At 66.8% G+C, this 20,361-nt stretch carries 22 protein-coding genes; 10 read left to right on the top strand and 12 right to left on the bottom strand.

Translation table 11 applies throughout. The annotated features are described in order from the left end of the window. The first annotated feature begins 97 nt into the window (after window positions 1-97). Window positions 98-973 (top strand): class I SAM-dependent methyltransferase, encoded by an 876-nt coding sequence (locus tag ACQY5A_RS14080; protein WP_428341513.1) that lies wholly within the window; start codon window positions 98-100, stop codon window positions 971-973. 196 nt (window positions 974-1,169) lie between these two features. Next, window positions 1,170-2,132 carry an alpha/beta fold hydrolase gene (locus ACQY5A_RS14075; RefSeq protein ID WP_428340952.1) on the top strand — a complete coding sequence of 321 codons (963 nt, stop codon included), beginning with the start codon at window positions 1,170-1,172 and terminating at the stop codon, window positions 2,130-2,132. 155 nt (window positions 2,133-2,287) lie between these two features. Here ACQY5A_RS14075 and ACQY5A_RS14070 read toward each other — a convergent pair whose 3' ends face one another. Continuing rightward, entirely contained in the window at window positions 2,288-2,707 is a 420-nt protein-coding gene (locus ACQY5A_RS14070) for a hypothetical protein (RefSeq protein ID WP_428340951.1), read from the bottom strand. A gap of 363 nt (window positions 2,708-3,070) precedes the next feature. On the opposite strand from ACQY5A_RS14070, the gene ACQY5A_RS14065 reads away from it, so the two are divergent. Both ACQY5A_RS14065 and ACQY5A_RS14060 read left to right on the top strand, forming a co-directional pair. After that, on the top strand, window positions 3,071-3,352 hold the full coding sequence (locus ACQY5A_RS14065) for a type II toxin-antitoxin system Phd/YefM family antitoxin (protein ID WP_428340950.1): 282 nt from the start codon (window positions 3,071-3,073) through the stop codon (window positions 3,350-3,352). After that, the gene (locus ACQY5A_RS14060) at window positions 3,349-3,666 is read left to right on the top strand and encodes a Txe/YoeB family addiction module toxin (protein WP_428340949.1); all 318 of its coding nucleotides are present in this window, start codon (window positions 3,349-3,351) and stop codon (window positions 3,664-3,666) included. Before ACQY5A_RS14065 ends, ACQY5A_RS14060 begins: the two co-directional genes overlap by 4 nt. A 159-nt stretch (window positions 3,667-3,825) precedes the next feature. Here ACQY5A_RS14060 and ACQY5A_RS14055 read toward each other — a convergent pair whose 3' ends face one another. Next, the gene (locus tag ACQY5A_RS14055; protein WP_428340948.1) at window positions 3,826-5,196 is read right to left on the bottom strand and encodes a hypothetical protein; all 1,371 of its coding nucleotides are present in this window, start codon (window positions 5,194-5,196) and stop codon (window positions 3,826-3,828) included. 29 nt (window positions 5,197-5,225) lie between these two features. Then, on the bottom strand, window positions 5,226-6,020 hold the full coding sequence (locus tag ACQY5A_RS14050) for a (2Z,6E)-farnesyl diphosphate synthase (protein ID WP_428340947.1): 795 nt from the start codon (window positions 6,018-6,020) through the stop codon (window positions 5,226-5,228). Between the two features lie 65 nt (window positions 6,021-6,085). On the opposite strand from ACQY5A_RS14050, the gene trhA reads away from it, so the two are divergent. Next, window positions 6,086-6,829 (top strand): PAQR family membrane homeostasis protein TrhA, encoded by a 744-nt coding sequence (gene trhA / locus ACQY5A_RS14045; protein WP_428340946.1) that lies wholly within the window; start codon window positions 6,086-6,088, stop codon window positions 6,827-6,829. Window positions 6,830-6,834: 5 nt separating this feature from the next. Here trhA and ACQY5A_RS14040 read toward each other — a convergent pair whose 3' ends face one another. From ACQY5A_RS14040 to mca, 4 genes are all read right to left on the bottom strand, one after another. Further along, a complete protein-coding gene (locus ACQY5A_RS14040; RefSeq protein WP_428340945.1) occupies window positions 6,835-7,206 on the bottom strand; it encodes a nuclear transport factor 2 family protein in 372 nt (123 codons plus the stop codon). 63 nt (window positions 7,207-7,269) lie between these two features. Beyond that, window positions 7,270-9,258, bottom strand: a complete 1,989-nt coding sequence (locus ACQY5A_RS14035) for a thioredoxin domain-containing protein (protein WP_428340944.1) — start codon at window positions 9,256-9,258, stop codon at window positions 7,270-7,272. Continuing rightward, a complete protein-coding gene (locus ACQY5A_RS14030; protein WP_428340943.1) occupies window positions 9,242-9,493 on the bottom strand; it encodes a hypothetical protein in 252 nt (83 codons plus the stop codon). Before ACQY5A_RS14030 ends, ACQY5A_RS14035 begins: the two co-directional genes overlap by 17 nt. After that, window positions 9,493-10,365: a mycothiol conjugate amidase Mca gene (mca, locus tag ACQY5A_RS14025; protein ID WP_428340942.1), complete on the bottom strand. Its 873-nt coding sequence runs from the start codon at window positions 10,363-10,365 to the stop codon at window positions 9,493-9,495. The genes ACQY5A_RS14030 and mca overlap by 1 nt, the downstream gene beginning before the upstream one ends. Before the next feature lie 86 nt (window positions 10,366-10,451). Between mca and ACQY5A_RS14020 the strand changes: the two genes are divergently transcribed. After that, entirely contained in the window at window positions 10,452-10,883 is a 432-nt protein-coding gene (locus ACQY5A_RS14020; RefSeq protein WP_428340941.1) for a DUF4307 domain-containing protein, read from the top strand. A 261-nt stretch (window positions 10,884-11,144) separates the two neighbouring features. Continuing rightward, on the top strand, window positions 11,145-11,639 hold the full coding sequence (gene greA, locus ACQY5A_RS14015; RefSeq protein ID WP_285190814.1) for a transcription elongation factor GreA: 495 nt from the start codon (window positions 11,145-11,147) through the stop codon (window positions 11,637-11,639). 96 nt (window positions 11,640-11,735) lie between these two features. Here greA and ACQY5A_RS14010 read toward each other — a convergent pair whose 3' ends face one another. Continuing rightward, on the bottom strand, window positions 11,736-12,896 hold the full coding sequence (locus ACQY5A_RS14010; protein WP_428340940.1) for a cystathionine gamma-synthase: 1,161 nt from the start codon (window positions 12,894-12,896) through the stop codon (window positions 11,736-11,738). Window positions 12,897-13,209: 313 nt separating this feature from the next. On the opposite strand from ACQY5A_RS14010, the gene ACQY5A_RS14005 reads away from it, so the two are divergent. Next, entirely contained in the window at window positions 13,210-13,584 is a 375-nt protein-coding gene (locus tag ACQY5A_RS14005; protein WP_428340939.1) for a hypothetical protein, read from the top strand. Window positions 13,585-13,590: 6 nt separating this feature from the next. On the opposite strand, the gene ACQY5A_RS14000 is transcribed toward ACQY5A_RS14005, so the two are convergent. Genes ACQY5A_RS14000 through ACQY5A_RS13990 form a run of 3 tightly spaced genes read right to left on the bottom strand, consistent with a single transcriptional unit; the run spans window position 13,591 to window position 16,737 of the window. Next, entirely contained in the window at window positions 13,591-14,199 is a 609-nt protein-coding gene (locus ACQY5A_RS14000) for an RDD family protein (RefSeq protein ID WP_428340938.1), read from the bottom strand. A 41-nt stretch (window positions 14,200-14,240) separates the two neighbouring features. Further along, window positions 14,241-15,635, bottom strand: coding sequence for a cystathionine beta-synthase (locus ACQY5A_RS13995; protein WP_428340937.1), 1,395 nt, complete (start codon window positions 15,633-15,635; stop codon window positions 14,241-14,243). 49 nt (window positions 15,636-15,684) lie between these two features. Then, on the bottom strand, window positions 15,685-16,737 hold the full coding sequence (locus ACQY5A_RS13990) for an alpha/beta hydrolase fold domain-containing protein (protein ID WP_428340936.1): 1,053 nt from the start codon (window positions 16,735-16,737) through the stop codon (window positions 15,685-15,687). A gap of 222 nt (window positions 16,738-16,959) precedes the next feature. Between ACQY5A_RS13990 and ACQY5A_RS13985 the strand changes: the two genes are divergently transcribed. Then, window positions 16,960-17,901, top strand: coding sequence for an SGNH/GDSL hydrolase family protein (locus ACQY5A_RS13985; protein WP_428341512.1), 942 nt, complete (start codon window positions 16,960-16,962; stop codon window positions 17,899-17,901). A gap of 139 nt (window positions 17,902-18,040) precedes the next feature. Further along, entirely contained in the window at window positions 18,041-19,258 is a 1,218-nt protein-coding gene (locus ACQY5A_RS13980; protein ID WP_428340935.1) for an acetyl-CoA C-acetyltransferase, read from the top strand. 54 nt (window positions 19,259-19,312) lie between these two features. Here ACQY5A_RS13980 and ACQY5A_RS13975 read toward each other — a convergent pair whose 3' ends face one another. Continuing rightward, window positions 19,313-20,164 (bottom strand): DUF559 domain-containing protein, encoded by an 852-nt coding sequence (locus ACQY5A_RS13975; RefSeq protein WP_428340934.1) that lies wholly within the window; start codon window positions 20,162-20,164, stop codon window positions 19,313-19,315. Window positions 20,165-20,361: the final 197 nt, after the last annotated feature.

Raw genomic sequence — 20,361 nt, 5'->3', positions numbered from 1 at the left:
AAGCGACATGAAACACCCAATGCAAACCGCGAATCCGGCGCTTCAAAGAAGAGGATTCTTGACAGCACAGTCCAGCGGGGCTCCCGACAAAGCCGCGCTGGTCTCGACCGTGTCCGACACCGCACGCTGGATCGCGGCGTACCGGGCTATCGAATCCGCCCGCCCCGACGCCCTGTTTCACGATCAGCTCGCCGACCGGCTCGCCGGTGAACGCGGCCACGCCATCGCTGCCGCGGCCCCCCCGATCAGCTGGGCGCTGGTGGCCCGCACCAAGGTCATCGACGACCTTATTATGGCGGCGATCAGCGACGGCTGTGATCGGGTGCTGAACCTGGCCGCCGGTCTGGACACCCGCCCCTACCGCCTGGACTTGCCACCGGATTTGACCTGGATCGAGGCGGATCTGCCGGCGCTGCTCACCGAAAAGGAGCGGTTGCTCGCCGGGCAGACGCCGCGCTGCCGATTGAGCAGGCAAGCTGTCGACCTCGCCGATACCGCCGATCGCGAGGCATTCCTGATTGCCGCCCTGGCCGGCGCGAAGAAGGCGCTGGTGCTGACCGAGGGCCTGCTGATGTACCTCCCTGAACGTAACGTCAGCGCTCTGTCGGCGGCGTTCACCCGCCCCGAGATCGGCTGGTGGGTCTTCGATCTGTGGGGTGCGGGGCTGAGGAAGTGGATGGACAAAAAGACCAAAGCCATGATGCAGAATGCGCCGTTCACCTTCGCGCCCCGCAATGGCGTGGCCCATTTCGAGAATCTCGGCTGGACAACCGTCGACGTGAAATCGCTCCTCAACGCCGCCGACCGATTCCACCGGTTGCCCCTTGGGTTCCGCTTCCTCGCACGCCTGCCCCAACCCGATCCCCGCAAACCGGGGAACACTCGATGGAATGCAGTCGTCAGCCTGACCCATTCAGCCGCCGCGGAACATGATCACAGCACGCCGACCGAATCTCCCGGAACCTGGCGGTGAGGCGGGGCGAGAATGCCCCACGGTCCAATGAGGACGGCAAGGGAACTTCCTGAATGACAACCGCGGCATCTGCGTACGTGCGCGTCGGTGTTGAGCAGTGCGCCTTCACGCGTGGACGACGTCGGCGATCGACGAACTAGCAGCGGTAGCCTTCGAGGGTGTGGGCAGTCTTGCCGATCCTGAGGGTGTGAATGGAATGTCTACTCAGGTGCAACAGGCGAAGTCATCGGAGAACCTGCGGGCGGACATACGACGGGTGCTGCACGTGCTGCGGCCGGTTGGACGACGATTCGCTGCGGCACCTCCCGGCCTGCCCGCATCGCTGACTGTCACCATGCCGCGGCGCGGATCTGCGACCATCCGGATCGCCGAGGGTGACACTCCTGTCCTGCTTCTGCATGGCTGGGCGATCACCGCAGACGTCAACTTCTGCCATCTGATGAAGCCGCTGGCCGTACGGCACGGCATCGTCGCGATGGACTACCGCGGACACGGCCGTGGACTTCCGCTAGCTCCGGCGCCGGCAAGACAACTTCAGCGATTTAGCATCCAAGACTGCGCTGAGGATGTGGCGGCTCTGCTCGATGTGCTCGGGATCGACAAGGTGATCGTCTGCGGCTACTCGCTGGGAGGTCCGATCGGGCTGGAGTTCGCACGACGCCATCCCGACCGTGTTGGGGGCCTCGTACTACAGGCGACCGCGCTGCGTTTCGACAGCCCGACAGACCAACTGCTGCATCCCCTCTTTCGGGCGATACGGCCCCTGGCTGTTTTTGGTGTCGGCCGCACCGCACCCCTGCGCTACTTCAACGCCACACGCGCCCGCAGCCCACAAACCGCGGCGCTTTGGCCGTGGCTTCGAAACGAGCTGGTTCAGTGCGACCCACGAGTGATCATCGATGCGATCCTGGCCGAGTACGCGTTCGACTTCCGCCCCCATGTAGCGGCGGTCGCCGAGATTCCCATCGCCGTCGTCGTCACCACTCGCGATCGTGCAGTGCCGCCGAAGGACCAGCGCGACACGGCGACCCGTCTACACGCTGAAGTGATTGAGATCAACGACGACCACGACGTCTTCCTCGACGACCCGGAGGCGTATGTCGCGGCGACGCTTGATGCAGTTGAGCGGGTGTCCAGCGGTCGAGACAGTCTCGAATAGGCGAGCCGCTGGCAGGACGATCTCAGCAGAACGCACCCACCCTGGCCGCAGAAGCGAGTGAAACTCGCTGCGGGATAAGTTCTCTCGAGACAGGCCGATGCGGGGACGCACACCGCAACCTCTGACGGCGGCGCCCCGCACCGGCGGGACGGGAGTCACGCCGGCAGGCGGCGCACTCCGAGGTATTGCAGGTAGCCCATCAGCGCGAAGTAGCCGCCAGTAGCCAGCGTCGCGGCGACACCGGTACCGGTCAGCGGCAACACTCCGACGGCAACCACGACCAGCGCCGCGACCGTCAGGACGATGTTGGCGCCGATGAGGCCGACTCCGACGCGGCGTAGATCGGACGCAGCGGCCAGCGCGTAGACGGCCAGGCCGCCGAGAACCAGAACAGCGCCTCCGATGAATTCCGCGACCGAACTCAGGCCGGTCAGCGATGAGAGCGTATCCGCCATCAAAGCGATGAAGAGGCCGATCGCGCCGCCCAGCGTTGCGTCGAGTCGCATGGCGAACCGCAACAGGGAGTCGGTCGAGTCGTCGAAGGGCCGGGTGGACAGTGGAGTAACAGCGGTCATGTTCCGAACTCCTTGGGATATCGGGTCGAACACCTCTGAGCCTGCCGATCAGGAACTGCCAGATCGACGCGTGGCACTGCCAGGCACTGCCACGCGCAGGTCAACCAAGTGATCTAGGCCACGTATTCCTTGCCTAGCCGGGCTTTGCAGGTTCGCGCGGCCGGTTGGAGACGGAGAACGGTTACGCGGTGATGCTCAGCGAACCGGAACGGCTGGCCAGCATCCTCGTTGAGTGCTGTCGCCCGGACTAGGGAAACTGGCTTGGAAATCGACAACGCTTCGATTCTGGGACAACAACCACCTCGTGCAGGAATGCCGTACAGTGGTGGTACGAGTTCTCGGTACTAGATAAGAGGTCCGGTTATGGCCATCAGTGCAAGTGAGGCCCGACAAAAACTCTTCCCCCTCCTCGAACAAGTCAACACCGACCACGAACCCGTGCGCATCACATCCAAAGCCGGAGATGCGGTTCTTATGTCGGCCGACGACTACGACTCCTGGCAAGAAACGGTCTATCTGCTGCGTTCGCCCGAGAATGCGCGTCGACTCATGGAGGCCGTTGCTCGAGACAGGGCCGGCCAGCCCGCACCGGCCCGTTATACAAAGTCGATCGGCGATCTTCAGGAGATGGCCGGCGAAGAGTGAGACGCATCAACTTCGATCCCGATGCCTGGGAGGACTTTCTGTTCCGGTTGTCCTCCGACCGCAAGATGGCGCGACGGATCACCAGACTCATCGGAGAGATCCAGCGCGAACCGTTTACCGGGATTGGAAAGCCAGAACCCCTCAAGGGGGAACTGTCTGGTTACTGGTCCCGGCGGATCGACGACGAACACCGGCTCGTGTACCGAGCAGACGACGACGAACTCAAGATCCTGAAAGCCCGATACCACTACGGACAGGCGTCATCACCGCGCGCGAGGCGCATCGAGCCCCGCACGCATGTTTTTCTGCCATGAAGGCCCAACTCCTAAGTGGAGCAAACCCCCGCGTCCAGCTCATGGAGGAAGTCACGCGGAGGGCTCAGACGCCTGACCGTCCTGGCCCACATCGCGCCGCCGATTGACGCGTCGACTGTGCAGGTTCGTTGCGCCGATGCGCCTCGAAATCGTCAAAAGCTACACAGTCGGCGCCGCCGAGACGGACACCCGGCCGCGCAGATCGGCGGCGATCAGCTTCGCGGCGGCGTTCTGCCAGTTGTGCAGCGAGCGTTGCGGCACGTCGGTGACGAACCATTGCCACGCCTGCCGGGCGGTCGGGTCCAAGCCCGCGGCAGTGGCGTTCTGGGCGTACGCGCGCACCCCGACGACGTACGGAAAGTACAGCGAGTTGTAGTGCCGCCATTGCTCACTGGTGCCGAAGTCGCCGCCGTCGCGGGGTTTGAGCGCCGCGATCCGATCGGCCAGCAGCGCCTTGAGTTCGATGGCCCGCTCCAGCGGCTGATCCGGGGCGCCGCGGGCGGCCAGCCGCTCGTCGATGCAGGGCAGCGCCGTCAGTGGGTTGGCGACCAGCTTGGACAGGTCGCCGTAGTGGCCCAGCGCGCGGCGGGTCAGCCGGGCGAACGTGTCGTCGTCGAAGCCGTCCAGCGGATCGGCCAGCCGTAGCGGCAGCGCGGACTGGGTGCGCCGCAACGTTTCTCGATCGGCGCGCAGCAACGGTGCCCGCGAGAAGACCAGCCGGTCGAGCAGGCCGGCCAGTGGATCGGCCAACACCTGCACCGAGGCTGCGATGGCCAAGCTGGTGAACAGCAGGACGGTCAGCGCGGTTTGCGCGGTGGGCTGGTCACGGGTCAGCGCGATGCCGATCAGCATCTGGCCGCCGAGCAGCGCCACCACCGTTCCGGTGCCGGTGAACGAGCGCAGCATGTCGGCCCGCAGCGCCTGGCCTTCGTCGAACGCGTCCCAGAGCGCCACGGCCACACCGAGACTGAGGACGTCACAACTCGTTGACGCCAGCGCCAGCCAGCTGGGCACCACACCCAGCGGGATGATCAAAATGGCGTTGGCCAACGCGAAGAACATCGTCGCGGTGACGATCAGCCCGACTACCGGGATCTTCTGCGCGCGGCGGCGCAGGGCCGCGATCATCGCGCCCAGTGTGGACGCCGAGATCACCACGCACATCACCACATGGCCGAGTCGCAACGGTCCCACGACGCTGCCGGCCATCGCCGCGCCGGCCAACGTGAGCACGCCGGCACCGCCGACCAACAGCGCCTCGCCGACACGTGATCGCTCAGCGTCGGCCCTCGCGATCTCGAGCAACACCGCGAACCAGGCCACCCCGGGCACGGCAACCAAATAGATCTCGACGTGACCGAGCACCGCGGAGTGCGTCACCAGCCGAACTGCGTCCAGGGCGACCGCGATCGCGAAACTGCACAGTCCCAGCGCGGAGAATGCCAGCACCGGCTTACGTGGATTGCGGGACAACAGATACAGCCCCAGCCACCAACTCAGCGAGAACACCAACGCCGAGAGCGCAGCCATATCTCAGTGTGGCATGAAGCGCATCGGCTTCAAGCCCCGTATCGGCGGTGCCGCGAGCTGTAATCACGCAGGGCGCGCAGGAAGTCGACCCGGCGGAACGCCGGCCAGTGCGCTTCGGTGAACCACATCTCCGAATAGGCGCTCTGCCAGAGCAGGAAACCGGACAGTCGCTGCTCCCCGGAGGTCCGGATCACCAGATCGGGATCGGGCTGCCCCGAGGTGTAGAGGTTCTCCGAGATCGCGTCGACCGTGACTGCTTCGATGAGTTCTTCGCCGCTGGCTCCGTTGGCAAGTTGCTTGCCGAGCAGCCCGCGCACCGCGTCGGCGATCTCCTGGCGGCCGCCGTACCCGACCGCCACGTTGACGTGAAAGCCCACGGTGGCGGTACCTGCTGTACGTTCAACGGCGCCCCGTACCCGTTGCGCGGGCTCATCGCCGATGAGCTCCAGATCTCCGACTGTGCGCACGCTCCAGCCGTTGGCGGGTGCGCAGATCTCCTCGACGACGTCGGTGATGATCTCGATCAGCGCCGCCAGCTCGGCCGGATCCCGGCGCAGGTTTTCGGTGGAAAGTAAGTAGACCGTAGCCATTTCGATGCCGGCTTCCTGGCACCAGCGCAGCATTTCGGCGATCTTGGCCGCGCCCATCCGGTAGCCGTAGCTGACGTCGTCGTAGCCGGCGTCACGCGCCCAGCGCCGGTTGCCGTCACACAGCACGGCGATATGACGCGGCAGCGCGGATTTCGATGCGGCCAGGCCTTGCCGCAACCGCAACTCATAGATCCGATACAGGGGTTCTTTTAAGCGCGGCGGGATGATCTCCACAGGGATCAAGATTACTGTGGGCGCGACAGCTCGACGGCGATCCTGCCGCAACTGATGGAGGCCTGTTGACCCGCGAGACCGACGTGGCCACTAAGGCTGACGAGACGGACACACAACACGGCGACGTCGCCGAGCACTTCGTCGAGGGTGTCAAGGACACGGCCCAAGCGCTGGTCAAGCCGCGGGCGCGCGGGTGGATACATCTGGTGTCGGCTGTCGTCGCGGTCGTCGCTGGTGCCTCGTTGATCGCGGTGTCGTGGCCCTTGGAAGGCCTCAAAGCGGGCTTGGCGACGTTCATCTACACCGGCTCGGTGGTGGGGATGTTCACCACCAGCGCGGTCTATCACCGGGTCACCTGGACATCGGTGAATGCCCGCACCTGGATGAAGCGGCTCGACCACTCGATGATCTTCGTGCTGATCGCCGGCACCTACACACCGTTCGCGCTGCTGGCGATGCCGCCGCAGCAAGGGACGGTGGTGCTCTACATCGTCTGGGGCGGCGCACTGGCCGGAGTGCTGCTGAAGATGTGCTGGCCGACCGCGCCGCGCTGGGTGGGGGTTCCGCTATACCTGGTCCTGGGCTGGGTGTCGGCGTTTTACATGGCGATCATCCTGCACAACGCGGGGGTGGCCGCGATGGTGCTGCTGGCCGTGGGTGGCGTTCTCTACAGCGTCGGCGGCGTCCTGTACGCCCTGCGCTGGCCGGACCCGTGGCCGAGCACGTTCGGCTACCACGAGTTCTTCCATGCCTGCACCGCGGTGGCCGCGATCTGCCATTACATCGCGATCTGGTTCGCTGTCTTCTGAGCGCGCTATAACTGCGTGACGCTGTCGGGCGACCAGTAGGCCTTCATCGCGGTGATCTTGCCGTCGCCCCCGAACACCATCACGTCGATCGGCTCGATCAGCATCCGGCTGTCGCCCGCGGTGACGGTCAGCTTGAAGTGGAATGCCGCCTCATGACCGGCCACCCGCAGCGTCACCAGTTCGCACTGGCGCTGCACGGCTTCCATCCCGGAGTAGAAGCCGCGGATCGCCTGCCGACCGATGTGCACCTCGCCGCCGACCGGGTCCTCGACGGTGGCGTCCTCGGCGTACAACTCGACGAGATCGTCTGCGGTGCCGTTGTTGACCAGGCTGATGTAGCGATTGACGGTCTCGGCGATCTGTTCGGCACTCGACATGGGTGGGAGGCTACCGAGGCGGATTGCCCGGCTCCTCCTCGGGCCGCTTCACGGCCCCCATCGTCACCGGGCGGCGAGCGCAGCTGCCAGCTCCGCGGCGCTGGTGACCGGCAGATCGCAGACCTGACCACGGCACACGTAGGCGGCGTCAGCGCCGTCGACCCGGTCGCGGTCGACCAGCAGCGGCGAAGAGCCCACCGCGCCACCGACGACGATCGCACCGCCGGGCGCCAGCCGGCGGGCGTCGGCCAGTAACGGCGAGGACGGGCCAGAGCAGGCCACCGCGATCTGCAACGGTCCGCGAACGGCGGCTTCGGCGACGGCCAGCCAATGGCCGGCCGACCGCGGCGCGCGGGCCAGCAGCGGCGAATGTGCTTGCAGCGCATCGGCCGCCGCCTGCCGGTGACGCTCGTCGCCGGTGATGTGCGCGGCGGTCAGCAGCGCCTCGGTGATCGCGGATGCGCCCGACGGCGTGGCGCCGTCGTACGGGTCCGCGGGCCGCAGCAACAGCTGCTCGCCATCGTCGGCGCTGTCGAACCAGCGGCCGGGGTTGTCGCGATCGGCGAAGTGCGCCAACGCAATGTCGAGTAGATCGGTGGCGGTGGCCAGCCAGCCGGCCGCACCGCTGAGCTGATACAGCGCGAGCAGGCCGGTGGCCAGCATCGCGTAGTCCTCCAGGATCGCGGCGCTGTCGCCGACCCGGCCGCCCAGGCTGGCTCGCCGCAGCCGGCCGTCCACCAGATGCAGGGCGGTCAGCGCCGTCGCGCAATCTGCTGCGGCGGCGGCCAATTCGGGCGCGGCCAGCGCCACACTGGCCTCGGCCAGCGCGGTGATCGCCAGCCCGTTCCAGGCGGTGACGACCTTGTCGTCGCGGCCCGGCTGGGGCCGGGTCAGCCGGGCGGCCAGCAGCGCGGCGCGGACACGCTCGAAGCGCTCTGGGTCAGCGGGGTCTGCAGGCCGCTGCAGCACCGATGCGCCGTCTTCGACGGTGCCGCCAGCTGTCACGCCGAAAGCCGAAGCGGCCCAGCGTCCGTCGTTGTCACCGAGCACTTCGATGAGCTGGTCAGGCGTCCACACGTAGGTCGAGCCCTCGCGGCCGTCGGCGTCGGCGTCCAGCGACGAGGTGAACATGGCGCCGTCGCGCAGTTCGTCGAGCAGGAACCGCGCGGTCTCGGCGGTGACGCGGAGCGCCAGCGCGTCACCGGTCCGCCGACCCCAGTGCGCGTAGGCACGCAACAATAGCGCGTTGTCGTAAAGCATCTTCTCGAAATGCGGCACCACCCAGGCATTGTCGACGCTGTAGCGGGCAAATCCGCCGGCCAGTTGGTCGTATATCCCGCCGCGGGCCATCGCGATCGCGGTGCGTTGGACCGTGCCCGACGCCTGCGGGGAATCGGTGCGCTCCCCATGCCGCAGCAGCGCCTCGAGTAACGCCGACGGCGGGAATTTCGGTGCGCCGCCGAACCCACCGCGGGCGGTGTCCTCGTCCTGCAGGACCGCGGTGACGGCATGGTCGCAAAGCGCCGGGGCGACCTGCGGACCCTGGCCGGGCAGCGCGGACGCTATCGCCCGCAGTTCGCCGGCGATCTGGTCAGACGACTCTTCGACGTCGCCGCGACGGTCTCGCCAGGTTTCGGATACCGCCGAAAGAAGTTGCAGGAATGCCGCTTTGGGATAGTAGGTGCCGCAGAAGAACGGCCGCCCGTCGGGTGTCAGGAAGCATGTCATGGGCCAGCCGCCCTGCCCGGTCAGCGCGACGGTGGCGTTCATGTAGACGGCGTCGATGTCGGGCCGCTCCTCGCGGTCCACTTTGATGCAGACGAAGCCGTCATTCATCGCGGCGGCCACCTCGTCGTCGGCGAACGATTCGTGTGCCATCACGTGGCACCAGTGGCAGGCGGCGTAGCCGATCGAGAGCAGGATCGGCGCATCGCGTCGCGCGGCCTCGGCCAGCGCGGCGGGCGACCATTGCTGCCAGTGCACCGGGTTGTCGGCGTGCTGGCGAAGGTAGGGGCTGGCGGCCCCGGCCAGCTGGTTAGCCCTCGGGCTCATGTGGCTGATCGATCGTGCCGTCGTCGACGGCCTGATCCGGCTCGGGGTGCTGCGGGTCGAAGGACTCCGGCAGCTTCGTGAGGTGCCGGTTCATCGAGCGCACCAGAAACACCACACTGATCAGCAGCAGGACCACCAGGACCAAGCCGAACGGGCTGGCCTTGCCGAAGTCCGGCCCGCTGTTGTGCGGCCCCTCCCCGGCCAGCAACGCCAACGCGGCCAGTTGAAGATGCATCACGACACGTCCTCGATTCCGGCGAACAGGTCGGTCTCGGGCAGTCGCACCGGAACACGCGAGCGGGCCAGCTCGAATTCTTCGGTCGGCCACAGCTCCTGCTGCCACGAGATCGGCGCGGCGAAGAAGTCGCCCTTCGGATCGATCTGGGTGGCGTGCGCACGCAGCGCGTCGTCGCGCTGACCGAAGTACGCCGAGCACTCGATGCGCGTCGTCACCCGGTCGGCGTGCACATCATGCGCGGGATCCCAGTGTTTGAGCCATTTCTCGAACGGCCCGGTCTGCCCACGCTTGGCGAACTCGTCCTGCAGCTTCTGCATCCGCTGCCGCAGAAACCCGTGGTTGTAGTACAGCTTGGACACCGTCCATACCGGGCCCGCGTCACCGAACCGCCGATAATCGCCGGCGGCCTCGTAGGCGGCCAGCGAAACCTGGTGGCAGCGAATGTGATCCGGGTGCGGGTAGCCGCCGTTCTCGTCGTACGTGGTCATCACGTGCGGCCGAAATTCGCGTACCACCCGGACCAGCGCCTCGGTGGAGATCTCCAGCGGCGCCAGCGCGAAGCAGTCCTCCGGCAGGGGCGGGGGCGGGTCGCCCTGCGGCAGGCCGGAATCATAGAAGCCCAACCAGGTGTGTTCGACGCCGAGGATCTCGGCCGCCTTGGCCATCTCGTCGCGGCGGACGTCGGCGATCCGGCCGTGCACTTCCGGCAAGTCCATCGCCGGGTTGAGGATGTCGCCGCGTTCACCCCCGGTCAGGGTGACCACCAGAACGCGGTGCCCCTCGTCGGCGTAGCGAGCCACGGTGGCAGCGCCCTTACTGGACTCGTCGTCCGGGTGGGCGTGCACCGCCATCAACCGCAGTTCGCTCACGTGCTCCCTGACTGTGTGCTGCTATCTCTAGGCCTATAGTTCCATCCTGTACGCCGCCCGATTACCCGGCACCAGCGCCACACATCATGACCGAAGCTCCTCCTCCGCCACCGCAGACCCGTTACGGGCGCCGCCGCTCGCTGCGCCCGTCGCGGCGCCGCGCCGCCATCCTCGCCGCCGTAGTCGCCGTCGCCGGTGTCGTCCTTGCCGCCAACGCCTATCAGCGGATGGGCCGCAGCGACGTCGAGGGGACGCTGGCCGGCTACCAGCTGATCGACAGCCGGACGGTGTCAGTAACGATCAGCGTGACGCGAAAAGACCCGTCCCGCCCGGTCGATTGCATTGTGCGGGTGCGCGCCAAAGACGGCAGCGAAACCGGCCGGCGCGAGGTACTGGTTGCCCCGTCAACGCAGGCGACCGTGCAGGTGACGACGGTGCTTAAATCCAGCGAGCCGGCCGTGATGGGCGACATTTACGGCTGCGGCACCGATGTGCCCGGCTACCTGCGCGCCCCCTGACAATTCCCGGTCCGGCAAACTCCGGCGGCAAACGCCGAACTGCGAAAATGCCCTCAACCACCGTCGCGGCGATGCTAAGCTGGTTCGATGCACGGTTCCGGCTGGAACCGTGTATTGCTGCATTAACGGCCCTATGGGCCGCCTAGTGGGCCTACCCGACTACTGAGGTCGGCAGTACTCGTGGTGGGACCGCCCGCAGCACGACCGACAGCCTGCCGCGGCGGCATACCGCCCAACCGACACTACGAGGAGCACGACACGATGACGGACACCCAGGTGACCTGGTTGACCCAGGAGTCACACGATCGACTCAAGGCCGAGCTCGATCAGCTGATCGCGAATCGTCCGGTCATCGCCGCCGAAATCAACGACCGGCGCGAAGAAGGCGACCTGCGCGAAAACGGCGGCTACCACGCGGCCCGCGAAGAGCAGGGCCAGCAGGAAGCCCGCATTCGTCAGCTGCAAGACCTGCTGAACAACGCGAAGGTCGGCGAGGCGCCCAAGCAGTCCGGCGTCGCACTGCCCGGTTCGGTGGTCAAGGTCTACTACGACGGCGACAAGTCCGACACAGAGACGTTTCTGATCGGGACCCGCGAGCAGGCCGTCCACGACGGCAAGCTCGAGGTGTACTCGCCCGCCTCACCGCTGGGCGGCGCCCTGATCGACGCCAAAGAGGGCGAGACCCGCAGCTACACCGTGCCCAACGGCAACACCGTCAAGGTCACGCTGGTCAGCGCCGAGCCGTACCACTCCTGATTGCCAGCGCCGAGCGTGAATTCTTCGACACCCTAGCGGCGTGTCGCGTCGCAGGATTCACCATCGGCGCGAAGAAGGCACAGTCGGAGCCGACGCTCAGTCCAGCGCCTGCTCGAGATCGGCGATCAGGTCAGCAACGTCCTCGATGCCGACCGACAGCCGCACCAGGTCGTCGGGAACCTCTAATTGGGAACCGGCCGTCGACGCATGCGTCATCGCGCCCGGGTGCTCGATCAATGACTCCACCCCGCCGAGCGACTCCGCGAGGATGAACACTTTGGTGTCGGCGCACAACGCCTGCGCCGCGGCGCGTCCACCCTTCATCCGCACCGACACCATGCCGCCAAACCCGTGCATCTGCCGCGCGGCGACCTGGTGACCGGGGTGAGTCGGCAGGCCCGGATACAGCACGGTGTCCACCGAGGGGTGTCCGGCGAGGAATTGCGCTACCGCAGCGGCGTTTTCGCTATGCCGCTGCATCCTCAGCACCAGCGTCTTCAAGCCGCGCATGGTCAGGTAGGCGTCGAACGGCCCCGGCACCCCGCCGGCGCCGTTCTGCAGGAACCCGAACGCCGCGTCCAACTCCTCGTCGTTGGTCACCAGCGCCCCACCCACCACGTCGGAATGCCCGCCGATGTACTTCGTCGTCGAGTGCAGCACGATGTCGGCACCCAGCGTCAGCGGCTGCTGTAGCGCCGGTGAGGCAAAAGTATTGTCCACCAACACCTTTGCGCCGTGATCGCTACCGATTCTGGCGATCCCGACGATGTCGGCGATCGACAGCAGCGGGTTGGTGGGCGTCTCCACCCAGATCAGCCGGGTCTGCGGCGTCACCGCCGCGTTCACTGCATCGAGGTCGGACAGCGCAACCGGGGTGTGCTGCACACCCCATTGGCTGAACACCTTGTCGATGAGCCGGAACGTGCCGCCGTAGGCGTCGTCGGGGATCACCACGTGATCACCGGGGCGCAGCAGCGCGCGCAGCACACAGTCGCCGGCTGCCATGCCGGAGCTGAAGGCCCGGCCGAAGCGGCCGTCCTCGACGGCGGCCAGCGACGCTTCCAGCGCGGCCCGGGTCGGGTTGCCGGTGCGGGCGTACTCGAATCCGCCGCGCAGACCGCCGACACCGTCCTGGGCGAAGGTGCTGCTGGCGTAGATCGGCGTGTTCACCGCACCGGTCGCCAAGTCGGGCCGGTAGCCGGCGTGAATGGCTTTGGTGGCCAGTCCGGCTTTTGCGAAATGTTCTTGGTCGCTCATCGCCGACCAGCCTAGTCATCGCGGCAGGATCGGCCGGGTGCGGCGGAGGCGGTAAATAGGGCATTTGCCGGAGGCGTATCGGCCTTGTCGCGGCACAGAATCTCAGGGACCACCCCGACGGTCCGGGCTCCGCTGGGATGCGAGGGTGTGCCACACCTACTGGTTCGTCACACACGAGGGCGACGCGCCGCCACCGCCGCCACCCGCGTCGGCGCTGGGGCTCTATTTTCTGCCGTGGTGTCCGTGATCTCAGCGCAAAAATAGGGCAGTTACCCCACGCGCACGGAGCCTGTAGGCCAGCAGAATGACGCACATGAGGCGATTATGTGTGGTCCTGGCGACCACCGCGTTGCTGTGGGGCGGTGTCGGCGGGATGGGCGGTGTGGGTGCCGCCCAAGCCCGTCCCGGCCCCGCCCCGCGGTCCTGGCCTGGTTGTCCTCCGGATCACCCAGAAGGCCCGTGTCGCTGGTGCCCCGGCGATCCACCGGTGCAGACCGGCAACCTGCGGGTGGATCCGGTTCGCTGGGATGCGAACGTGTGTCACACCTATTGGTACGTCGGAGGCGGGGGCAACGTCGCCCGGACCATCTGGGAGGGCGATGCGCCGCCACCTCCGCCCCCACCGATAACGGGGCTCATCTGCGACCCCGGGACGTTTACGAACTGCCGCATCCAGACCTGGCCGTAAACCGGTTTACCCGTCGGCTTTCGGGTTCAGCGGCAGGCACACCGTGGCCAGCATCTTGTCGGCCAGCGTCTGGCGCTTGGCATCCCAAAGCGGAAACAGGTAGCCGACGTAGAAGATGGCCGCGTCGACCGCGTGGGCGAGCTCGCGCAGCAGCGACAGGCCGAACCCGACCGGCTTGCCGGTGTTTTCGCTGACAACCCGAAACCCCAACACCGACTTGCCGATGCTGGATCCGGTGGTGCCTTGACGGTAGCCGAGGTTCCAGACGAAGTAGCCGAGCGCGACCAGCACCGCAATCCACATCACGGTGAGTCCAACCGTCGAAGGACCGATGAAACAGATCTGCTCGCCGGAGCTCGGGGTGACGTCGCATGCCGACGTGGTGCTGTTGCCCAGCACCAGCCAGCCGACACCCGTGATCAGCACCAGCGGCACGTGGTCGATGAGGTAGGCCAGCACGCGGCTGAGCCACGGGGTGAACTCGTCCCGAGTCAGCCCGCGCAGCACCGGCCCAGGAGGCGGCGGCACGTATCCGCCCGACGGCGGGGGTGGCGGCGGATAGTTTCCGGCGCCCGGCAGCGGCGGCGGGAACGACGACGGGGTTTGTTCGGTCATCAGCGGCTTTCTCTCTGCGCGGTGAGGTTCGAGTGGTCCGGCTACTTACGTAATGCGCCGTCGGACAGGAAGCCCAGCAAGTCATACCGGGTGATCACCCCGACCGGCTTGCCTTCCTCGACGACCATCACGGCGTCCAGGTCCCGCAGGGTCTTGGCCAGCGAGCTGACCTGTTCGCCGGCCCCGATGATCGGCAATGGCGGGCTCATGTGCAGACCGACGGCGTCGGCCAGGTTGGCGCGGCCCTCGAAGACGGCCGAAAGTAGTTCGCGCTCAGAGACACTGCCCGCGACCTCGCCGGCCATCACCGGCGGCTCGGCACCCACCACGGGCATCTGCGACACCCCGTATTCGCGCAGGATGCTGATCGCGTCACGCACGGTTTCCGACGGGTGGGTGTGCACCAGATCGGGGAGGTGCCCGGACTTGCCGCGCAGCACGTCGCCGACCCTGGGTTGCTCGATCGAGCCGTCCAGTCTGGTCCGCAGGAAGCCGTAGGACGACATCCAGGCGTCGTTGAAGATCTTCGACAGGTAGCCGCGGCCGCCGTCCGGCAGCAGCACGACGACCAGCGCGTCGGGCCCGGCTTCTTCGGCTACTTGCAGCGCCGCCACCACAGCCATTCCGCACGAGCCGCCGACCAGCATGGCCTCTTCGCGGGCCAGCCGCCTGGTCATGTTGAACGAGTCGGAGTCGGTGACTGCGATGATCCGGTCGGGCACCGCGGGGTCGTAGGCCGACGGCCAGAAATCCTCGCCCACGCCTTCCACCAGATAGGGGCGCCCGGTGCCACCGGAATACACCGATCCCTCCGGGTCGGCGCCGACCACCTTCACCCGCCCCTCGGACGCATCCTTGAGGTAGCGGCCTGCGCCGGTGATCGTTCCCCCGGTGCCGATGCCGGCGACGAAGTGGGTGACCTGTCCATCGGTGTCGGCCCATATCTCCGGGCCGGTGGTCTCGTAGTGGCTGGCCGGGCCCTGCGGGTTGGAGTACTGGTCCGGCTTCCACGCGCCGTCGATCTCACTGACCAATCGGTCGGAGACGCTGTAGTAGCTGCCGGGATGGTCGGGCGGCACCGCTGTCGGGCACACCACCACCTCAGCGCCGTAGGCGCGCAGCACGTTCTGCTTGTCCTCGCTGACCTTGTCCGGGCAGACGAACACACATCGGTAGCCCCGGCGCTGAGCGACCAGAGCGAGGCCGACACCGGTGTTACCCGACGTCGGCTCGACGATGGTGCCGCCCGGCTTGAGCTCTCCGCCGGCCTCGGCGGCGTCGATCATCTTGACCGCGATCCGGTCCTTGCTGCTCAGTCCGGGGTTGAGGTATTCGACCTTGGCGACGACCCGTCCGGAGCCCGGTGGCACAACCGAGTTCAGCTGAACCAGTGGAGTGTTTCCGATGATCTCACTGATGTGTTGCGCGATACGCATGGCTAGATGGTCTCAGGTACGACGCTGCCTCTGCGCGCCGGTTCCAGCCTTAGCCGGTGGCCTCGCGAATGTATTCGCCGATCTGCCGCAACGACCGGACCGCCTCGGGCACGATCGGCGCGGCCAGCTGGAAGTCGTGAATCTGGCCGGGCCAGACCCGCACCTCGGTCGGTACGCCCGCCGCAGCCAGCGCGCGAGCGGCCAGCCTGGCGTCGTTCAGCAAGACCTCCGATCCCGACACGTGGATCAGGGTGCGGGGCAACCCCGGCTCGATGTGATCCAGCGGCTCGTAAAGCCGTTCGGGCTCACCGTCGACGACATGTTTGCGGGCAGACTTGGCGACCAAGGTGAACAACGCGTCAAAAGCCTTGGCGGGGAACATCGCATCGGTCTTGATGTTCGGGTGCGTTTGCTTGGGTTCCTTGGCCAGCTGCAGCAGCGGGGAGATCGCGACCAGGGCCGCCGGCTCCTCGTGCGCCTGTTGAAGCCGTTGCGCCAGAGCAAGAGCCAGGTATCCTCCCGCCGAGTCGCCGGCCACCACGATCTGATCCGGCTGATACCCGCGCAGACGCAGCCAGCAGTAGGCGTCGTGACAGTCGTCGAGCGCCTGGCCGACCGAGTGCTTCGGGATGAGCCGGTAGTTGACCACCAACACCGGAGCGTCGGCGAACTTGGACAGCGCGTTGACGATGCGGCCGTGCGAGTTGACCCCGCAGGTCAAGAAGGCGCCGCCGTGCAGGTATAACACCACCCTTCGGGTGCCGTCGGCCGGCAGCACGCCGGGGGCGCGCACCAACTGAGCGTCGCAGTGCGGCAACTCGACGGTCTTGCGGACGGTGCCGGGCCCGGGCAACAACGCCCGGCAGGCGAAGTCGAGGATACCGAACGGGAACGGGACGTGCGGGATGTAGCTGACCACGCCGAGAGCCGGGCGGATTGTGAGGCGGCAAGCCAAGGCGGCCATCATCCCGGGGAGGCTGGGACCGCTCTCGACGACCTCGACGGGCACACCGTCGTTGACGGGAAACCTGCGGGCCCGCAACACGTCCCGGGCACGAACTGCGGTCCGGGGCGAGCCCGAAACTTTGCTCGGTGCGGTCATGCTCAACACTCCTACGCCGTTGTAGTCGTTGTCGACGAGGCAGCGGGGTGCTCAGCCAACCTCGAGAACTTAGCTTGACACTTTAAAGAACTTCAACAATCAAAGAGTCTGATTCGATACCAACATTGCTCCGACCCGTGATCACGCGAGGGCAGGGTCCCGGAGGCCCGCCGATCGCCGACATAAACTGTTCGCGTGGTACGACGCGCACCGCGGGGTTCGATGGCTGCGCTGGCCGCGGCAGGCGCGCTGGCATCGACCGGCACCGCCTACGTGGGGGCACGAAACCTGCTGATCAGCCAGGCCGAGAAGGCGCGCAGCGTCATCCCGAAGTCGTGGGATGTGCCGCCGCGGGCCGACGGTGTCTATGTCCCCGGCGGCGGAGCCGTCGAGCGCTGGCAGCGCGGGATGTCCTTCGACCTGCACCTGATGGTCTTCGGCGATTCGACGGCAACCGGCTACGGCTGCCGTAGCGCCGACGAGGTCCCCGGGGTGCTGATCGCCCGCGGGCTGGCCGAGCAGAGCGGCAAACGCGTCCGGCTGAGCACCAAAGCGATCGTCGGCGCCACATCCAAAGGATTGTCCGGGCAGGTCGACGCGATGTTTGTGGCCGGGCCGCCGCCGGATGCGGCCGTCATCCTGATCGGCGCCAATGACGTCACCAAGCTGAACGGCATCGGCGCTTCTTCGCGACGGCTAGGCGCGGCCGTGCGGCGACTGAAAGCCAGCGGCGCCGAGGTCGTTGTCGCCACCTGTCCCGATTTCGGGGTGGTCACGGCGATCCCGCAGCCGCTGCGCTGGACCGTTCGGACCCTGGGCCTGCGGCTGGCCCGCGCGCAGTCCGGCGCCGTCCGGGGCGCCGGCGGCATTCCGGTCCCGCTGGCCTCACTGGTCAACGACGAGTTCCGGCATTCGCCCCATCTGATGCTGTCCGATGACCAGTTCCACCCGTCGGCCGCCGGATACGCGCTGGCCGCCAGCCAGCTCCTGCCCGCCCTGTGTCAGGCGCTCAGCGATGTTGCCGGGCAGCCGGTGCCCGCACTCCCGTCGTCGACGGACACCGAAGGGGGGCCGGGGTATTCGACGCTGCGACTGCTGTCGCGCCTGTTGCGTCGACCCACTACCGGGGTGCCCGCGCCGATCGTCGCAACCACGTCGGACTAGCTCCTCAGCAGGCCGTTGAACGGCCCGCATCGTCGCCGGCTGGACCCGATTGCCCCGCTCCTCAGCAGGCCGTTGAACGGCCCGCATCGTCGCCGGGCTAAATTCGGGTCCAGACCACACCCCCACGGATGGAGCCGAGATGCCGGAAGCCGTCATTGTTTCAACTGCCCGCTCGCCGATCGGGCGCGCAATGAAGGGGTCGCTGGTCGACATGCGGCCCGACGACCTGGCGGCGCAGATGGTGCGCGCCGCGCTGGACAAGGTGCCGGGGCTGAACCCCCATCAGATCGACGACCTGATCTTGGGTTGCGGCCAGCCGGCCGGCGAGGCTGGGTTCAACTTGGCCCGCGCGGTTGCCGTCGAGCTCGGCTACGACTTTCTGCCCGGCACCACCGTCAACCGTTACTGTTCGTCGTCGCTGCAGACCACCCGGATGGCGTTCCACGCGATCAAGGCGGGCGAGGGAGACGCGTTCATCTCGGCGGGTGTGGAGACCGTCTCGCGGTTTGGCAAAGGCAGCTCTGACTCGTGGCCGGACACCAAGAACCCGGTGTTCGACGCGGCACAGGAGCGATCCGTCGCCGCGTCCGCCGGTGCCGACGAGTGGCACGATCCCCGCAGCGACGGGAACATTCCGGACGTCTACATCGCGATGGGGCAGACGGCGGAGAACGTCGCGCTGCTGACCGGCGTCAGCCGCGAAGACCAGGACCATTGGGGTGTCCGCAGCCAGAACCGCGCCGAGGAAGCCATCAAGAGCGGGTTCTTCGAGCGTGAGATCGTCCCGGTTACGCTGCCCGACGGCAGCACGGTCAGCACCGACGACGGCCCGCGCGCCGGCACCACCTACGAGAAGATCAGCCAGCTCAAGCCGGTCTTCCGGGCAGGCGGCACGGTGACCGCAGGTAACGCCTGCCCACTGAACGACGGCGCCGCCGCGGTGGTGATCACCAGCGACACCAAGGCCAAAGAACTCGGCCTCACGCCGCTGGCCCGCATCGTGGCCACCGGGGTCAGCGGCTTGTCCCCGGAGATCATGGGCCTGGGTCCGATCGAGGCGAGCAAGCAGGCGCTGCAGCGGGCCGGCCTGTCGGTCAAGGACATCGACCTGTTCGAGATCAACGAGGCCTTCGCCGTGCAGGTGGTCGGCTCGGCCCGCGAGCTGGGCATCGACGAGGACAAGCTGAACGTGTCCGGCGGCGCGATCGCGTTGGGTCACCCGTTCGGCATGACCGGCGCCCGCATCACCACCACGCTGTTGAACAACCTGCAGACCTACGACAAGACGTACGGCCTGGAAACCATGTGCGTCGGCGGCGGCCAGGGTATGGCGCTGATCATCGAGCGGCTGAGCTGAGTTTGCGGCGTTGACTCTGCGGCTATGGCGCAAAAGTGCGAGTCAGTTGCGACGTCAGCGCAGAGTCAACGCATCCCAGATGTCCCGTACGCGGCTGATGACGTCGTGGGCGCAGTGTCGTGAAACGACTCGGATGACGGTCCAGCCGACGCGGGCCAAATACTCCTGCCGCGTCACGTCGTTTGCGTACTGCCACGGATCGGTCCAGTGCTGCCCACCGTCGTACTCGATCGCCAACATGATGTCCTCCCAACCCATGTCGAGGAAGTAGCGGGGAAAGCCGTCGTCACCCGTTACCGCGATTTGAGTGCGTGGCCTGGGGAAGCCAGCATTTATCAATTGGAGCCGCAGCCAGGTTTCCTTGGGCGATTGAGCTCCGGCGTCGACCAGATCCAGCGCGCGTTCCAATTGGCGCAGGCCACGCGTATGACGGTGTTCGCCGGCCAACTCCTGAACGTCGCGCACTTTGAAATCGGTGGCCGCAGCCAAGGCGTCGAGTCCCGCGATGGCACGGCCCACGGCTCCGCGCCTGCCGATATCGAAAGCAGTGCGTTCCGGTGTGGTCACAAAAAGACCGTCGCGACGATCGAATTCGCCGCTCAACAGCGTGTCGTCACGTGTGACGACGCCTCGAGGTGGTCGCGCGTTGCGCCAGATCAAATCGATCGGCACATCGTCGTCGACCCATCTGCTTCCGTGCATCGCAGACGCTGCCGCGCCGGCGATCACAGCCTCCCGATCAGACCAGAGCCAGGCACCCACAGTTCGCTGGCGCAGCGATGGCTGTACGCGCTTGTCGAGATAGACGTTGGGCATGATGGCGCGGTACGAGGTTCGCAGCCCATACCGACTGAGCCGTCCGGCGGCAAGCGCCTCGCTGCCAATGAACGGCCGATCGCGAATCATCCGAGCATGGTGGCAGTGTGCTCCGACACCGGCGTTGACTCTGCGGCTGTGGCGGAGAAGCGCGAGTGGCGAACGCCGTCAGCGCAGAGTCAACGCTTCCCACGTAACTACGCAGTTCGGGCGTGCGAGTGCCCGGGCTGGGTTACGGTTTGCCAGCTGCCCGGTGGCCTACATCCGAGTGCGTGACGACACTCGGT

It is taken from the genome of Mycobacterium sp. (genome assembly GCF_965277065.1).
Lineage (GTDB): Bacteria > Actinomycetota > Actinomycetes > Mycobacteriales > Mycobacteriaceae > Mycobacterium.
Note: the sequence above shows the minus strand (reverse complement) of the source record. Positions and strands in the feature narration are given on the sequence as shown.

Bases quoted from the DNA above. Each gene is read 5' to 3' on its own strand.
- ACQY5A_RS14075 (WP_428340952.1), top strand. From the start codon at position 1,170: ATGTCTACTCAGGTGCAACAGGCGAAGTCATCGGAGAACCTGCGGGCG.
- ACQY5A_RS14070 (WP_428340951.1), bottom strand. From the start codon at position 2,707: ATGACCGCTGTTACTCCACTGTCCACCCGGCCCTTCGACGACTCGACC.
- ACQY5A_RS14065 (WP_428340950.1), top strand. From the start codon at position 3,071: ATGGCCATCAGTGCAAGTGAGGCCCGACAAAAACTCTTCCCCCTCCTC.
- ACQY5A_RS14055 (WP_428340948.1), bottom strand. From the start codon at position 5,196: ATGGCTGCGCTCTCGGCGTTGGTGTTCTCGCTGAGTTGGTGGCTGGGG.
- ACQY5A_RS14040 (WP_428340945.1), bottom strand. From the start codon at position 7,206: ATGTCGAGTGCCGAACAGATCGCCGAGACCGTCAATCGCTACATCAGC.
- ACQY5A_RS14035 (WP_428340944.1), bottom strand. From the start codon at position 9,258: ATGAGCCCGAGGGCTAACCAGCTGGCCGGGGCCGCCAGCCCCTACCTT.
- ACQY5A_RS14030 (WP_428340943.1), bottom strand. From the start codon at position 9,493: ATGCATCTTCAACTGGCCGCGTTGGCGTTGCTGGCCGGGGAGGGGCCG.
- ACQY5A_RS14020 (WP_428340941.1), top strand. From the start codon at position 10,452: ATGACCGAAGCTCCTCCTCCGCCACCGCAGACCCGTTACGGGCGCCGC.
- greA (WP_285190814.1), top strand. From the start codon at position 11,145: ATGACGGACACCCAGGTGACCTGGTTGACCCAGGAGTCACACGATCGA.
- ACQY5A_RS14010 (WP_428340940.1), bottom strand. From the start codon at position 12,896: ATGAGCGACCAAGAACATTTCGCAAAAGCCGGACTGGCCACCAAAGCC.
- ACQY5A_RS14005 (WP_428340939.1), top strand. From the start codon at position 13,210: ATGAGGCGATTATGTGTGGTCCTGGCGACCACCGCGTTGCTGTGGGGC.
- ACQY5A_RS14000 (WP_428340938.1), bottom strand. From the start codon at position 14,199: ATGACCGAACAAACCCCGTCGTCGTTCCCGCCGCCGCTGCCGGGCGCC.
- ACQY5A_RS13995 (WP_428340937.1), bottom strand. From the start codon at position 15,635: ATGCGTATCGCGCAACACATCAGTGAGATCATCGGAAACACTCCACTG.
- ACQY5A_RS13990 (WP_428340936.1), bottom strand. From the start codon at position 16,737: ATGACCGCACCGAGCAAAGTTTCGGGCTCGCCCCGGACCGCAGTTCGT.
- ACQY5A_RS13985 (WP_428341512.1), top strand. From the start codon at position 16,960: ATGGCTGCGCTGGCCGCGGCAGGCGCGCTGGCATCGACCGGCACCGCC.
- ACQY5A_RS13980 (WP_428340935.1), top strand. From the start codon at position 18,041: ATGCCGGAAGCCGTCATTGTTTCAACTGCCCGCTCGCCGATCGGGCGC.
- ACQY5A_RS13975 (WP_428340934.1), bottom strand. From the start codon at position 20,164: ATGATTCGCGATCGGCCGTTCATTGGCAGCGAGGCGCTTGCCGCCGGA.